Origin of the sequence: Streptomyces sp. NPDC059003, from assembly GCF_042740445.1 — a bacterium.
In the GTDB taxonomy this organism is placed as follows: Bacteria; Actinomycetota; Actinomycetes; order Streptomycetales; family Streptomycetaceae; genus Streptomyces.
In genome coordinates this window covers 1-14,037 of sequence record NZ_JBHYJH010000206.1, presented here as the reverse complement: position 1 = coordinate 14,037, position 14,037 = coordinate 1, and the positions used below count along the sequence as shown (strand labels likewise).

Below are 14,037 nucleotides of genomic sequence, written 5' to 3'. Positions count from 1 at the left end.
AAGGCCCGAGCCCCGTGGACCGGCGCAAGCCGGGTACCAAGATGCACATCCTGTCTTGGTCGGTGTGCACGAGTCTGGCTGCTGGATGATGGACCGGTCCTGCCCCAACCAGGCCGTCATGCCCCAAAGCCGTCCCGCCCACAGGTGGGGTCTGCTTGTCATCTGATCAGGGAGGTCATTCGGGTGGTGGTCCTGAGCGATGGTGACGTGTGGCAACTCGGAGGGCGAGTTTTCGGGGGTGTAGTTGCGGGTCGACCGCGGCGCGTACGGGCCGGGCCGTGAGGGGTTCGAGGGTGATGCGACTACTGATGGTGGCCAGGGCGATACATGCTTCGGTCATGGCGTAGGTGTCGCCGATGCATTTGCGAGGGCCGGCGCTGAAGGGGATGAGCAGGCTGCGTGATGCCAAGGCGGAGGTGTGGTCGTCCCATCGGTCGGGGTCAAACCGGTCGGGGTCGGTGAAGTCCTCTGGTTTGCGGTGAACGAGGTAGGGACTGTAGGCCATGATCGTGCCTGCGGGGATGCGTGCTCCGCCGAGCTGGGTGTCTGTTGTGGCGGTGCGGGAGAGGAACCAGCCGGGCGGGTAGAGGCGGAGGCTTTCAGTGACGATCCGTCCGGTGAACGGGAGATTGGGCAGGTCGTCGATGGTCGCCGCTCGACCTGCTAGGACGCTGTCGACCTCAGTGTGCAGCCGGTGCAGGACGTCGGGATGACGGGCCAGGAGGTGGAAGGTCCAGGCGAGGGAGTTGGCCGTGGTCTCGACGCCGCCGAGGAAGAACGTCATGACCTGATCTTCGATCTCAGCGTCGGACAGCTGCGTGGAGTCGGTCGGTTGCGAGTAGATGACCATCGAGATGAGGTCGTCGTAGCGGGCTGTGCTGGCGCGGCGTTCTGCGATCGCCTGCCTGGTGAGGCGCCGCAGGCGGGCGCGGGCTCGGTCGTAGCGGATCTTGCGGGGTGTGGGCACGGCGTTGAGCAGGTTCGGCATGATCATTCTCCAGAAGATGCCGGCCATCACCGTGCGCACGTCTGCCAGCGCGGTGGTGAGCTGGCTCGCGCTGATGGCGTCGGAGAACAGGGTGGAGATGGTGATGCGACCGGTGAGGTTGAGCATCTCCTGGAGCACGTTGATGCGCTGCCCGTCGTGCCATGAGTCGGTGAGCTGGCTGCTCTGGCGCGTCATGGCGGCAGCGTAGACCGGGATGCGGGTGACGTGGAAGGCGGGTTGGACGGCACGGCGCTGCCTGCGGTGGTCGGAATGGGGACATCCCCCCAGGCCATTCCCGGTGACCTCGCGCAGGCGGTCGAACATGTCACCTCCCTTGTCGAAGACCCGGTCGCTGGTGAGCAGTTGGCGGGTCAGCTCCGGGTCACACACCACGATGACCTTCTGGGTCGCGATGCGTATCTCGACCAGGTCGCCGTGAGCGGGAAGGGAGGCGACGAAGGCCAGCGGGTCGCGGATCAGACGGGGGGTGTGCCCGAGGACAGGCCACACGCCGGGGGCGGTCTTAATCATTCCGAGGCTCATCAGGGTTTCCCTTCCTGCCGACTGCCAGCTCGATGACCGCTGAACGAGGGACCTGCCCACAGAGAAGGGAGGTCGTGGAGGGAGTCTTGGCTGTAGCGGCCGCTTTCCAGGTGCCACTGCAGGGCGCCGCCGGCGCTGAGCAGCATGCTGGCGTACCAGCGCTGGATCCGTGCGGTCTCGAAGGGGTCGAGCCGCAGGTCGTGCGCGAGGGCGGCAAGCCGGTCCTGGCGGGCCATGACGTCGTCGCACAGGTCGAGGACCAACTGGTAGGCGCTGTCGATCGCTTCCTGAAGCGGGCACGATCGCTCCTGCTGGAGGGCGTAGACGATGTTGTTGTAGGGGTTCTCGCGCGGCAGGCTGACAATGTCGTTGCCCCAGGCGACGATCAGGGTGAACCCGGTGAGGGCCTGCTGGATGTCGGGGTGGCGGATGAAGGCGCGCGGCAGGAAGGGGGCGTCGGTGAGTTCGACGTATTCCCAGTCGAAGGACATTTCGCTGGTCCAGAACCGTTCGCGGGTCTGTTCGGCGACGCTGGGAATTCGCTGCTGGACTCGCAGGCTCGTCTCCCACCTGTAGCCGTCGAGCCAGCCGAGGGTGTGGCTGACAATGCGTTCCCACAGTTCACCGTTCGACCGCAGGCGTAGCTGTTCCCACAGTTGCATGAGGGTGTGGTTCAGGGGGTCACTGCTCGGGGCGGGGACGTGGCCGGCGAAGATCCGCTTGGTGGCGTTCACCGTTTCGGCGGTGCCCGCCTCGTCCCAGCCGAGCGGTCCATCGAACTGGTCGTCGTAGGCGAAGAAGAACCCGAAGATGTCGGCGACCAGCCGTAGATCGTCCATGCCGACTCGCGGGTGCATCAACGCCGCACACCGCAGGATCATGATCTCGCTTCCCACCTGCACGCCGAGTGCGGCCAGTCGTTCCTCCGAGGGCCGGATCCGGTCCTCGAAGGGATTGGCCTCGACCGGCAGCGGGGTCGTCAACCGTGGCAGGACGACCTGCTCGCGGTAGCTCAGCGGGGAATCAGGGGGGCTTCCCGGTCCGGTCAGCCGGACGAGTCGAGTCCTGCTATCGCCATGGTCTGTCGTCTGTGCATCGTGCCCAATGCTCATGTCACGGTCCTCTCTACGGGCCGATGCCGAGAGTCATCGATCCCGTCGTGTTATCAAGTGGGCGAGGCGATGAAGCCCTCACTGTCCGGCGGCGAGAGCGGCTTCGTCGAGGCAGGCCAGGGCCCGGCCCGTCCTTCGATCGGCTTCCGCCTGCGCTCAGGCTTTGCCGCCGGCTTCCTTCCGCCAGGTCGGTGTGAGGCCATCCAAAGCGAGACCACCGTGGTTGGACGGAGCCCCGCGCCGTTCCAGGGCCTTCTCGACGGCGAGCACGGCGCGGTCGACGTCCGCGCACCAGCCGCGCGGAGGGGTGAGCAGGACCTTGCGGTGCGTGCTCATGAGGTCCGCTGTGTGGTGGTGTCAGCCAGGCGGTGCAGGGTGGGCAGCGCCCCGGGGTGGATGGGGCCGGGGGCGGTGAGGAGACGCAGGACGCACTCGCGGCGGTGGCTGATCATGTCTTCGACCTAGGTGCGGGCCCCGGTAATGGTGAGGATGGTGCGGATCTGGGTGGCCTGGGCCTCGGTGAGGTCCGCGCGGCCGAGAAGGCTGCGCAGCAGGCTGGCGTGGCGGGTGGTGGCGATTTGCAGGGCGAGGGCGACGAGAACGGTGTGTTTGCCCTCGCGCAGATCATCCAGGCAGGACTTGCCGGTCTGTTCCGGGGTGCCGAAGACGCCAAGGAGATCGTCGCGCAGCTGGAATGCCTCTCCCAGGGGCAGTGCATAGGCGGTCAGGGTGTCGGATAGCGGGGTGGAGCCGTTCGCGAGGGCGGCGCCGATGTGCAGGGGGCGTTCGATGGTGTATTTGGCGGTTTTATAGCGGATGACGGTTAGGGCCTGGCCTACGTCGTCGGTGGGTCGGCCGGTGGCGGTGAGGTCGAGGTACTGGCCGTACATGACCTCGGTGCTCACGGCATCGAGCAGCGGCAGGATCGTGGTGAGCTGGACGAGGGTGAGCCCGGCGGTGTGGATGATTTCGTCGGACCAGGTCAGGGCGAGGTCGCCGATGAGGATGGCGGCCGCGTTACCGAACTGTTCAGCCAGCGCCCGGGGGCGGGAAGCGGTGTGGCGGTCGGCCAGGGCGCGGTGAACGGTGGGCTGGCCGCGACGGGTGAGGCTGCGGTCCATGATGTCGTCGTGGATGAGGCAGAAGGCGTGGAACATCTCCAGTGCGGCTGCGACCTGTAACACGGCGGCCGGTGGGGGCTGGTGCCCGGCTGCGGTGTGCCAGCCGGTGACGCAGAGCATGGGGCGCAGCCGTTTACCGCCAGCCCTCAGGAAGGAGGTCAGGGCCTCGATGGTCTCGGTGGGCAGGTGCTGGGGGGCGGCGGTGGTGGTCTTGCGTTCCAGGAAGTGGGCCAGGACCGTGTCGACCTGCTGCCGGGCCGCAGAAAGGTCCGGGACATGTGTCGTCTGCGGGGCGGTAGTGGTCATGTCCTTTCACCCTCTGGTGACTCATCGGTGGAGGTTTCGGTGAGCTTCAGGGCTTCGGTAAGGAGGGCCTCGACGACCTGGGGCTCGGGGACAGTGCGGACGACCTGGCCAGCCACAAAGATCTGTCCTTTGCCGTTGCCGCAGGAGACGCCGAGGTCGGCCTCGCGGGACTCGCCGGGGCCGTTGACCACGCAGCCCATCACCCCGACCCACAACGGGTGGGGAAAGCCGTCGAAGGCGGCTTCGACTTGGGCGGCGAGGCGGTGGATGTCGACTTGGAGGCGGCCGCATCCGGGGCAGGAGACGATCTCCAGTTTGCGGGGGCGCAGACCCAGCGACTGGAGAGTGTGGCAGCCGGCCTTGACTGCTGTACAGGGTCGGCGGACAGGGAGACACGGATGGTGTCGCCGATGCCCTCGGCGAGCAGGATCCCGAAGGCGACTGCGGACTTGATGGCGCCCTGGAAGGCCGGTCCGGCCTCGGTGACACCCAAGTGCAGGGGGTAGTCGCACCGTTGGGCCAGGAGCCGGTTCGCGGCAATCATGGTGAGGGGGTCGTGGTGCTTGACCGCGATCTCGAAGTCCTGAAAGCCGTGGTCCTCGAACAGGGAGGCTTCCCACAGCGCGGACTCCACCAGGGCCTCGGGCGATGCCGATCCGTACTTGGCCAGCAGGCGCGGATCCAGCGATCCGGCGTTGACGCCGATGCGGAGGGGCACCCCCGGCGGACGCCGCGGCCTTGGCGAGATCGCCGACCCGGTCGTCGAACTTCTTGATGTTGCCGGGATTGACGCGGACAGCGGCACATCCGGCGTCAATCGCGGCGAAGACGTAACGGGGCTGGAAGTGGATGTCGGCGATGACCGGGATCGACGACTTGGCGGCGATGGCGGGCAGCGCGTCGGCGTCGTCGGCGGAGGGGACGGCGATGCGGACGATGTCGCAGCCGGCGGCGGTGACGGCGGCGATCTGGCGCAGGGTGGCATCGACGTCTGCGGTGAGCGTGGTGGTCATGGTCTGCACGCTGATGGGTGCGCCGCCGCCGACAGGGACGTCGCCGACGTGGAGTTGGCGGGTGGGGTGGCGCACCGGGGCCTTGGGGAGGGTGGGCAGGCCGAGGCCGATGGCTGTCATCGGGCCCTCCCGGCGGGGTGGGAGAAGGCGGGATCGGGCGACGTAGTGGTGTGCGGGGGCGTGAGGAGTTCTTCGCGTACGGCGCGCGATGCCCTGGCCGTCGAGACCCGCCTGGGTGAGCAGGTCAGGGCGCGGGCCGTGGGGCAGGAAGACGCGGGGCAGCCCGAGCACGTGTACCGGGGTGGTGACGTGAGCATCGCGGCAGGCCTGGGCCAGGGCGCTGCCCGCGCCGCCGGTGCGGATGTTGTCCTCGACGGTGAAGGTCAGGCGGTGGCGGGCGGCCAGCGCACACAGGGCCGGATTGATCGGGACGACCCAGCGCGGATCGGCGACGGTCACGCCGAGCCCGCTGGCCTGCAGGAGGGCGGCGGCCTCGAGCGCGGCCTTCGCCAGCGGGCCGACAGGGACGAGCAGGACGTCGAGGGGGCGGCCGGGGCTGCGGTGCAGGATGTCGAGGCCGTCCAGGCGGGCCACCGCCTCAATATCGGGGCCGACGGAGGCTTTGGGCAGGCGCAGGGCGGTGGGCCCGTCCTGCATGTCCACCGCCGCATTTAGCAGGCTCCGCAGCCGGGCCGCGTCGCGCGGGGCTGCGATGCGCAGGCCGGGCACGGCGGAGAGCAGGGAGAGGTCCCACATGCCGTGGTGGGAGGGGCCGTCGGGGCCGGTGACACCCGCCCGGTCCAGGACGAAGGTGACCGGCAGCCGGTGCAGGGCCACATCCATCAACACCTGGTCGACGGCCCGATTGAGGAAGGTCGCGTAGATCGCGACGACGGGGTGGTAGCCGCCCATCGCCAGGCCGGCCGCGCTGGTGACAGCGTGCTGCTCGGCGATACCGACGTCGAAGACCCGCTCCGGAAGCCTTTGGGCCATGAGGTGCAGCCGGGTGGGCCGGAGCATCGCCGCGGTGATCGCGACGATGTCCTCGCGCTCGGCCGCCGCCTCCACCAACACCTGGCCGAACACGCTCGTCCACGACCTCATGGCGGTGGTTGTGGCCGGGCGGCCGGTGGTGGGGTCGACGGTCCCACCGCGTGCAGACGGTCCGCCTCGTCTTCCTCGGCCGGACCGTAGCCTTTGCCCTTGACGGTCATCACATGCACCACGACGGGGCGGCGCATAGCGTGCGAGCGGCGCAGCACGACCTCGATCTCGCCGGTGCCGTGCCCATCGACTGGGCCGAAGTAGGTGAAGCCAAGCTCGGTGAACAGGTTCTGGCACGCCTCGGCGCCACCGCCCTGCTTTAAGGCGGAAAGGTGGGTGGCGAGGGCTCCGGTGGTGGGGGCGTAGGAGCGGCCGTTGTCGTTGAGCACCACGATTACCGGCCGGGTGGGGTTGCCGCCGATGTTGTTCAGCGCCTCGAAGGCCATGCCGCCGGTGATGGCCCCGTCGCCGATGACCGCGACCACCGCCCGGTCGGTTTCGCCGTTCAGGGCGCGGGCCTTGGCCAGCCCTTCGGCGTAGGACAGGGCGGTGGAGGCATGGGAGTTCTCCACCAGGTCGTGCACCGACTCGGCCCGGGACGGATAGCCAGACAGGCATCCTGACTGGCGCAGGGTGGTGAACTCCTTGCCGCGGCCGGTGAGCAGCTTGTGCACATACGCCTGATGCCCGGTGTCGAAGACCAACGCATCGTGCGGGGAGTCGAACACGCGGTGCAGGGCCAAAGTGAGCTCCACCACGCCGAGGTTCGGGCCCAGATGCCCGCCCGTGGCGCACACCGACTCGATCAGAAAGCGGCGGATCTGTGTGGCCAGCGCGGGGAGTTCTTCGGCTGGTACGGCGCCGACCTCGTCGAGGCCGTCCGGCAGCAGCGGCGTGAAGGCAGTGGGGGGAGGCATTGTGCGCTCTGCCTTTCGCCAGGGCCCGGGGCGGCCTGAACCAGTCACAACCCCGCACGGCAGGCTTTGAGGCGCCCGCGCGGCGGGATATCACCAGTGCACAACCCCACCAACCTGCCGACCAGAGGGTGCACAGCGTGCATGCCATGCACTGCATGCAACCTTGCGCCCTTGTGAACGGACAGGTGGGGAGCCGCAGGCGGGGACCGGTTTACCGAGAGACAGAAGGAGGAGACGTGGACCGGACACCGAATGCCCTGCTGCGCGCGCTCGTCGAGGAGAGCGGCCTGAGCGAGGCCCAACTGGCTGCCCGGATACGGCGGATAGCCGCCGAACACGGACAGACTGTGGCTTGCGGGCAGTCGTCCGTTTCGCGCTGGCTGTCCGGGACCCGCCCCCGCCCCCGGCCGGCACCTACCTGCTCCAAGCGCTCACGAGGCGTCTGGGACGCACGGTCACCGCGTCCGAGGCAGGCCTGACGGAACCCAATATTCCGGTTTCGGTCACGAGGGCGGAGCCGTGCTGGGAGGCTGAGCCCGTGCGCACGCTTTCCACTCTGTTACGGGATGATCTCGACCCCGGTAGGCGCCGCCTCATGGCCGTCGGCGTCTACAGCCTGACCGCCCTCACCCTCCCGGTCATCCCCGGCGTAGCGGGGCCGCACGGCCGCGCTACGGCACCGGCCGCCGCCGCGCCGCTGCGCGCCCGGATCGAGCAGATGGACGCGATGGTCCGCCGGTTCTCCGATGCGGCCAAGGCTCACGGCGGCGGCGCCGTGCACCATGGGCTGGCCGGCTATCTCCACCGGCCCGTCGCGGGCTGGCTTCACACCCCTGCCCCCGAGCCGGTGCACCACCAACTCCTGGCCGGGGCGGCCCGGCTGACTCTGCTGCTGGGAACCATGACCGCCGACGACGGCCACGACGCCCTCGCCCAGCACTACCACCTCACGGCCACCCGCATGGCCGCCGACGCCGAAGACACCGCCCTGTTCGCCATCGCACTGCGCACCATGGCCACCCACGCATCCGATCTCGGCCACCACACCCGGGGCGTGCTGCACCTGTCCGAGCACGCTGCCGACACCGCGCGCCGCTCTTCACGGTCCGTGCGCGCCTACACCCAGGCCCATCTTGCCACCGCCGCCGCCCACCACGACCGGCACACCGCACTGACCGCCCTTGGCGCAGCCGAACGCCTCCACGAACAGGCCGACAGCCTCCCCGGACCGTTCACCGCCTACCCTCTCGCGGCCCTGCACTACCAGCGTGCCCAGACCCTGGGCGCTCTCGGTGACAGGACCGGGGCAGTCGGCGCCTATACGGCCGCGCTACGCCTGCGCACCCCCGCCGAACGGCATGCGAACGCCCTCACCCGCGCCGCCCTCGCCGAAAGCCTCCTCGCCCAGGGCCACCTCGACGTGGCCCTGGCCCACTGGAGCTGCTTCCTCGACGACTGCCCCCACCTCCACTCCGCCCGTGTCGGCCGCAGCCTGGAGGCCATGCGGCAACTCCTCACCCCCCACAAACGATACCCGTCCGCCGCCCTGGTCCTGGACCGGGCGTCCCTGCTGCGCTGAACTGGTCGCTGCCAGCGCGACTCCGCACGGATCTTCCATGATCGACAACATGTCCGACCCTTGAGCCCGGACAGGGAAGAACCCACCGCGCCACGAGCATGTTCACGCGGATACCGCCTGCTCCGCATCCCCGACCCTCGCGGTGGTCGGACTGCACGGGACTGGCCCACCTGTCCCGATAGGTTCATACACAACAAGGGGCCCCGGCACTGCCCTTCGTGGGCAGTGCCGGGGATCACTGCTGTCTTCAGGCTTCGCTGGCGTCCTCGGCGGCCGGTTCCTCCTGGGGCGCTTGGGCGCGTGGGCCGGGCACCGTGGGCGGGTTGAGGCCGAGCCGGTTGCTCATATCCAGTTCGAAGCGGCCGTACGGATTCACGTGCGTCCAGAACAGCGGCGACAGCGCCCTGCGGTCGGCGTCGGTGAGCTTCTTGGCCCACTTCGGCTCGGCCAGAATCTCCTGAAGCAGCAGCGTATTGACGTGTACGAGAGCCGACTGCAGGATGTGCAGGCCAGCATGGAGACCTCCTGGCTCTCCTTGTCGTCGCCCGTCAGGTCGCCGTCCTTGCCGTAGAACAGATCGTGGTTCGCACTGTTCCAGTTCTCCACCACCTGCAGCCCGTCGTTGATCTCCCGGCGCAGCTCGAAGTCCGCGAGATAGTCGCTGATATGAACGCCGTACGTACCGAGCGCCCCAACTCTTCGATGGCCTGGTAGGTGGGGTGCTTGGGGCCGCCGCAGGTGAAGGGGGTCGAGTAGGAACCATGCAGAGAGTGCAGTTTGCTGTCACATGATTTGACACCCGGGGATGGCGCTGCGCGTCACGCGGGCCCGGGGGTTTCACCGTGTTCCGTGGTCCAGGTCTTCAGGATGCTGTCGCGGCCGTCGTCCGTCTCCTCGGCGAGCTGGATCAACACGCCGTCGAGCGAACCGTAGGTGCCGAGCCACGCGGTGAACTTCCGCTCGGCGACGGCGAGATTGGCCCACCAGCCGCTGGAGGACGGGCCGTCCTTCTCGAACTGCAAGGTGACGCGGTAGGTGGTCACCGGGCGGGCTCCGGCTGCTGGGCCGGGCGTGGGGCGGGAAGTTCGCCGCCCTTGAGGGCGGTGAAGTCGGCGTGGGCCTGCTCGACGGCCTCGGGGTGACGCTGCTGCTTCTCGTACTCGGCCAGCGCCCGGTAGATGCTGGCGACGGACGGGTTCTTCCCTTTGCGTTTGCCGGTGGGGATGACCAGGTGGGGCTGGATCTGCTCGACGGACTCGCCGTTGGCCTTGCGCCTCAGGACGGTGTGGAGCATGTCGTCGGTGATGACCGGGGGCCGGCCGCCGTGCTGGCCTTTGCGGGCGGCGGTGTCGAGCCCTTCGAGGGCGGATTCGCGGATGTTCTCGCGCTCGGTCTCGGCCATGGCGGCGAAGAACGCGAACAGCAGCTTGCCGGGGCCGGTGGGGTCGTAGAGGCCGGGCAGGGGCCCGGCGAGCATCTCCAGCACCAGGCCGTGCTCGGTCAGATGGTCCGCCAGGGCGGTCAGTTCGGCGGCGTCGCGGCCGAGCCGTTTCATCTCGTACACCGTGAAGATGACGCGGCAGTGCGGGGCGTGCGCCTTGATCTCGCGGGCGGTCTTGAGGGCCTGCTCGAAGGCGGGGCGGACCTTGATGCGGGTGCTGATCTTCTCGCTGAAGACCTTGTCCCGGGGGATGTCGTGCTTGGCCAGCGCGTCGAGCTGCGAGTCGAGTTCCTGCCCGAGGGTGGAGCACCGGGCGTAGCCGATGCGGATGTCCGCGCTGGGCAGGTCCGGGTCGACCGCGGCGGGCACCGGGGCGCCGGGCCGCCAGGGCTGCCCGGGCCCGCGGTCGGCCGGGGTCTGCACCCGCAGCTCCTTGGCGAGCTTGGGGACCTTGGTGAAGCGGCCGGTGTGGTACGCGCTCGCTACCGCGCCGGAGCGGGAGCGGCACGGCGAGCCGGGCTCGGCGCGGCAGCGCGGGCAAGGGTGGGGTTCGACGAGGTCGGCTTCCGGCTCGGCGGGCGGGGAAGACGCGTGAGGGTCCGTCATGAGCCCAGATTTTCGCACAACTCAAGTCGCAGAACTTCCCTCCCGCCTCTTTTGAGTGAGACCGCGTTCTGCGAACCGATCACCTTCTTCGCGATCTTCGTTCGCCCCGATTCGATCTTGCTCGGGCAAAGGACCGTTTGTGAGAACCAGGCTTCGCGGGTCGCCGACTTCGGCCGATTCCGTCCGCTGAAATTCATTGCGTTCATCACAATTAGTTGCGCACACTGCATCCATGAGCGTGTACGAAGAGATTGCCGCGATCCTCCACCCCGCCCCCGAACCCGACGCCATCCCCGAAGAAGTGCGCGGCGACGTCTGGGCGGACATCACCGAAGCCCGCGAACGGGCCGCCTTCAACCTCGAAGCCGCCTGGGACGCCCACGGCGAGGACGCCGAACCACTGCTGGCCGCCCTCGCCGGCGCCCGGCGCCGCCGTGAGGAGGCCGAGGCCGAGATCCGCCGCCTGGTCGCCTACGGACGCGAGTTCACCCGCCCCCGCCCCTACAAGCTCGTCGACCTGGCCACCGCCTCCGGCATGTCCATCTCCGGGGTCCGCACCGCCTACGGCCACCAGGAGGTCGCCGAGGTAGAGAAGTCGGTCGGCCGCGCGCCGCGCGAGTGGCGGGCGGTCTCCCCGGATAACCCGCCCGAGGAAGGGAGCGCCCCGTGACCGCCCCGGGCGAGGAGGCGTTACCGCCCACCTGCGTGTGCCCCGAACCGTGGGCGGAGCTGGTCACGGTCATCGAAGGGCGGCGCCTGGCGGCCCGTCCAGCCGAGAGCCTGGGCCCGGCCGCCGCGCTCTTCCGTGCCCACTGCGCGGCCTGCGGCGCCGAGTACGCGGGGCCGTGGCGGCTCATCCCCGGCCAGCGCCGGGCCTCATGACGCCCCGTCGGAGATACAGCGCGTCGTACGGTGGTGAGATGATCCCCAGCTTCCATCGGACGAAGGGCGGCGCCCCGCAACTTGGCGCGAGCGGTCCCGGCCGCGTGGGCCCGTTCGGGCGCTGGAACGACGACACCTCGGCCGAGGACGATGAAGCGCCGGAGGCCACGGACAACGCCCGACCTTCTCCGCCGCCTCGAAGTACGCGCCCTCCGAAATGGGCTGGTCCAGATACCGCTTGAGCAGGTCGATCGCGTCCATCACCGGCCGGTACACGGTGTTGTTGCTCTTCAGCTCCAGCGCCTTGAGCAGTGGCTCCAGCATCCTGCGCCAGTGGTTCGAGTACGACGAGCGCAGCACCGTGCGGACCCGGGCCCGGTAGCGGGCCTCGTTCGCCTTCGCCTCCGCCGCGAGCGCCTTGAGCGTGTATTCCCCGGCCACCGGATAGATCACCTTGCGCACCGTGCCCTGCGGCTGTGCGACCGCGGCCTCCGCGAGACGCAGCAGGATGCCCTCCTTGCCGCGGACCCGCCTGAGTTTCTTGACGAACTCGCCCTCGACCTTCTTCTCCGCCCGCGTATTGATCTTCTGCACCAGCTGGATGAACAAGTCCACCAGCGTGTCCGTGAGCTCCGTCTGCCGCACATGACACAACGTGGACAGCAGCGTGTAGGGCACCGGCCCCTTCGCAGCCCGCAGATCGGACGGGTACTCCTTCGACGCGCGGGTCCGCCAGGCAGCCACCTGCTTCTCCGACACGTCCGCGAACAACTCCGGCGGCATGTCCAGGTTCCGTACCCGGTGCAGCTTGGTGATCTCACCCAGCAGGCTCTCCAGCCCGAGCCCGGCCGGGTCCGCCTTCAACTCGGTGAAGAACGTCTGCCCACCCCCGACACTGCCCTTCTCCTCACCATCTGGGCCGTCGTCCTCCGAGACCAGGTCGTCCAGTCTGGAGCGTGTCGCCGCCGACAACCGGCCGGTCGTCGTCTGACAAAACCGGTCCACGAAAGTGCTGACCGCAGACCCCACCAGCCGCGCCACCTGCCCGGGGGCCGACGGCTCCATGTGCGCCTTACGGCACCGGGCCACCACCGCCTCCGCCAACCGGTCCCTCGACAGCTCCACCGGGCACAACTCCGCGGCCAGCCACTCGGCGAGCTGGGCCTGGTCCTCTTCACTGCAGATCCGGAACCCGTACGCCTCCCGGATCTCCACCCGGTGCCGCTTGATCGCCCGGCTCGTCCAGTCGCACGCCGCCCACTCCTCGGCGGGCACCTTCACCTGCTGCGCGAGGTACGGCACCACCGGCGCCGGAACCTCTCCGGCGTCCTCCGGGAACCAGGCCTCCACCTCGAAGAACTTCAAAAACACCGCGAATCCCAGCCGGTTCGCCCCCGACTTGTTCCGCAGCCTGCCCATATCGTCTTCGAGCAGCGTCCAGACCTCGATAAGGTCCTCCGGCTCCCACTCCTGCCGCATACGTTCTCTCCTGTCTCACGATCAGTGACAGCCGTCACCGTGAAACAGGAGCGGGCCCCTCCAGAACTCCTCAGCTCCAAGCGCCAGCAGGCGCCACCCCTCGCCACACCATTACGTACCGCTACTTGTCACTTCGCCGTAGCTTCGGGAGTACAGGGTCGACCAGGAGAAGATCATCCAATTCAACGAGCTGCTCGCCAACGACCTGATCTTCCAGAAGGCCGTAGACGTCACAAGGTGGTCAACGGTCTCATCGAGGAGGGCTGGGAGATCGACCCGGTCGACCTGGCCACCATCACCCCGTACATCACATCCAAGATCCGGCGTTTGGGTACCTGACACCTGGCACCTGGCACCTCCAGACGGGAAGGCGGTCGGGCACCTGCGGCTGGCCGCGTGACAAGCCGCGTAGTGGCTTCGGGGCGGCGGCTACGGTGCGGACGTGCTGGTGGGCGGTGTCTGGCGGTCGGCGGTGTTGTCGGGTTGGTACAGCGCGGTCGGTACGGGCTGGACGTCGGGCCAGGTGAGTGCGGCCGATCCCCAGGTGAGGCCGCCGCCGAAGGCGGTCAGGAGGGTCCGGGCTCCGGGGCGGACGGTTTGCTGTTCGGCGGTGTCGGCGAGGGCGAGGGGGATGGACGCCGCGGCGGTGTTGCCGACCTCGGTGAGGTTGCCGTATCGGTGGTCGGCCGGGATGGCCAGGCGGTCGGCGATGGTGTCGAGGATGCGCTGGTTGGCCTGGTGTCCGATGAACGCCTCGATGGAATCGGCCGCCCAGCCGGCGCGGCTGAGCGCGGCGTGTGAGGAGACGGTCATCCGGCGTACTGCCTGGTGGAACACGGCGGGGCCGTGCATGCGGAAGTAGCGCTCTTGGCGGGGAGCGAGTCTCTCCGGGTCGGGGCGGCGGGAGCCGCCCGCGCCGATGTGGATCAGGCCGGAGTGCTCGCCATCGCTGCCCAGGTCGATGGCGGCGAGCGCGCCTGGTTCGTCCGCTGTGCCGGGGCGCAGG

The 14,037-nt window shown here is 68.9% G+C and carries 10 protein-coding genes and 4 pseudogenes; 3 read left to right on the top strand and 11 right to left on the bottom strand.

Features of this window, described 5'->3' with window-relative positions; translation table 11 throughout:
• Nucleotides 1-175: 175 nt before the first annotated feature.
• From ACFWZ5_RS40000 to ACFWZ5_RS39975, 6 genes and pseudogenes are all read right to left on the bottom strand, one after another.
• Complete coding sequence (locus ACFWZ5_RS40000; protein ID WP_384892120.1) at nt 176-1,519, bottom strand: cytochrome P450; 1,344 nt, start codon at nt 1,517-1,519, stop codon at nt 176-178.
• Nucleotides 1,520-1,530: 11 nt separating this feature from the next.
• Complete coding sequence (locus tag ACFWZ5_RS39995) at nt 1,531-2,643, bottom strand: hypothetical protein (protein ID WP_384892117.1); 1,113 nt, start codon at nt 2,641-2,643, stop codon at nt 1,531-1,533.
• A 228-nt stretch (nt 2,644-2,871) separates the two neighbouring features.
• A pseudogene (locus ACFWZ5_RS39990) lies at nt 2,872-2,979 on the bottom strand (4-hydroxy-3-methylbut-2-enyl diphosphate reductase); the annotation flags it as partial.
• A gap of 125 nt (nt 2,980-3,104) precedes the next feature.
• Nucleotides 3,105-4,070 carry a polyprenyl synthetase family protein gene (locus ACFWZ5_RS39985; RefSeq protein ID WP_384892114.1) on the bottom strand — a complete coding sequence of 322 codons (966 nt, stop codon included), beginning with the start codon at nt 4,068-4,070 and terminating at the stop codon, nt 3,105-3,107.
• Nucleotides 4,067-5,203 (bottom strand): annotated as a pseudogene (ispG, locus tag ACFWZ5_RS39980) (flavodoxin-dependent (E)-4-hydroxy-3-methylbut-2-enyl-diphosphate synthase). Before ispG ends, ACFWZ5_RS39985 begins: the two are co-directional and overlap by 4 nt.
• A 78-nt stretch (nt 5,204-5,281) precedes the next feature.
• Nucleotides 5,282-7,044 (bottom strand): annotated as a pseudogene (locus tag ACFWZ5_RS39975) (1-deoxy-D-xylulose-5-phosphate synthase); the annotation flags it as partial.
• A 595-nt stretch (nt 7,045-7,639) separates the two neighbouring features.
• Here ACFWZ5_RS39975 and ACFWZ5_RS39970 point away from each other — a divergent pair.
• Nucleotides 7,640-8,623 carry a hypothetical protein gene (locus ACFWZ5_RS39970; RefSeq protein ID WP_384892111.1) on the top strand — a complete coding sequence of 328 codons (984 nt, stop codon included), beginning with the start codon at nt 7,640-7,642 and terminating at the stop codon, nt 8,621-8,623.
• Between the two features lie 247 nt (nt 8,624-8,870).
• Here ACFWZ5_RS39970 and ACFWZ5_RS39965 read toward each other — a convergent pair.
• The 3 genes and pseudogenes from ACFWZ5_RS39965 to ACFWZ5_RS39955 all read right to left on the bottom strand — a co-directional run bounded on the left by ACFWZ5_RS39965 (nt 8,871) and on the right by ACFWZ5_RS39955 (nt 10,670).
• Nucleotides 8,871-9,238, bottom strand: a pseudogene (locus ACFWZ5_RS39965) (Tn3 family transposase).
• A 203-nt stretch (nt 9,239-9,441) separates the two neighbouring features.
• Nucleotides 9,442-9,666, bottom strand: a complete 225-nt coding sequence (locus tag ACFWZ5_RS39960) for a hypothetical protein (RefSeq protein WP_384892108.1) — start codon at nt 9,664-9,666, stop codon at nt 9,442-9,444.
• The gene (locus ACFWZ5_RS39955) at nt 9,663-10,670 is read right to left on the bottom strand and encodes a recombinase family protein (RefSeq protein WP_384892105.1); all 1,008 of its coding nucleotides are present in this window, start codon (nt 10,668-10,670) and stop codon (nt 9,663-9,665) included. The genes ACFWZ5_RS39960 and ACFWZ5_RS39955 overlap by 4 nt, the downstream gene beginning before the upstream one ends.
• A gap of 232 nt (nt 10,671-10,902) precedes the next feature.
• On the opposite strand from ACFWZ5_RS39955, the gene ACFWZ5_RS39950 reads away from it, so the two are divergent.
• Nucleotides 10,903-11,340 carry a hypothetical protein gene (locus ACFWZ5_RS39950; protein WP_384892102.1) on the top strand — a complete coding sequence of 146 codons (438 nt, stop codon included), beginning with the start codon at nt 10,903-10,905 and terminating at the stop codon, nt 11,338-11,340.
• Entirely contained in the window at nt 11,337-11,552 is a 216-nt protein-coding gene (locus ACFWZ5_RS39945) for a hypothetical protein (protein WP_384892099.1), read from the top strand. Before ACFWZ5_RS39950 ends, ACFWZ5_RS39945 begins: the two co-directional genes overlap by 4 nt.
• Here ACFWZ5_RS39945 and ACFWZ5_RS39940 read toward each other — a convergent pair.
• Together ACFWZ5_RS39940 and ACFWZ5_RS39935 are read right to left on the bottom strand one after the other, a co-directional pair.
• On the bottom strand, nt 11,547-13,031 hold the full coding sequence (locus tag ACFWZ5_RS39940; protein WP_384892096.1) for a DUF4158 domain-containing protein: 1,485 nt from the start codon (nt 13,029-13,031) through the stop codon (nt 11,547-11,549). The two genes, ACFWZ5_RS39945 and ACFWZ5_RS39940, sit on opposite strands and share 6 nt — an antisense overlap.
• 429 nt (nt 13,032-13,460) lie before the next feature.
• A partial coding sequence (locus ACFWZ5_RS39935) for a 3-oxoacyl-[acyl-carrier-protein] synthase III C-terminal domain-containing protein (RefSeq protein ID WP_384892093.1) occupies nt 13,461-14,037 on the bottom strand: 577 nt, incomplete at its 5' end.

Coding starts and splice junctions, on each gene's coding strand:
- ACFWZ5_RS40000 (WP_384892120.1), bottom strand. CDS start 1,519: ATGATTAAGACCGCCCCCGGCGTGTGGCCTGTCCTCGGGCACACCCCC.
- ACFWZ5_RS39995 (WP_384892117.1), bottom strand. CDS start 2,643: ATGAGCATTGGGCACGATGCACAGACGACAGACCATGGCGATAGCAGG.
- ACFWZ5_RS39985 (WP_384892114.1), bottom strand. CDS start 4,070: ATGACCACTACCGCCCCGCAGACGACACATGTCCCGGACCTTTCTGCG.
- ACFWZ5_RS39970 (WP_384892111.1), top strand. CDS start 7,640: ATGGCCGTCGGCGTCTACAGCCTGACCGCCCTCACCCTCCCGGTCATC.
- ACFWZ5_RS39955 (WP_384892105.1), bottom strand. CDS start 10,670: ATGACGGACCCTCACGCGTCTTCCCCGCCCGCCGAGCCGGAAGCCGAC.
- ACFWZ5_RS39950 (WP_384892102.1), top strand. CDS start 10,903: ATGAGCGTGTACGAAGAGATTGCCGCGATCCTCCACCCCGCCCCCGAA.
- ACFWZ5_RS39940 (WP_384892096.1), bottom strand. CDS start 13,031: ATGCGGCAGGAGTGGGAGCCGGAGGACCTTATCGAGGTCTGGACGCTG.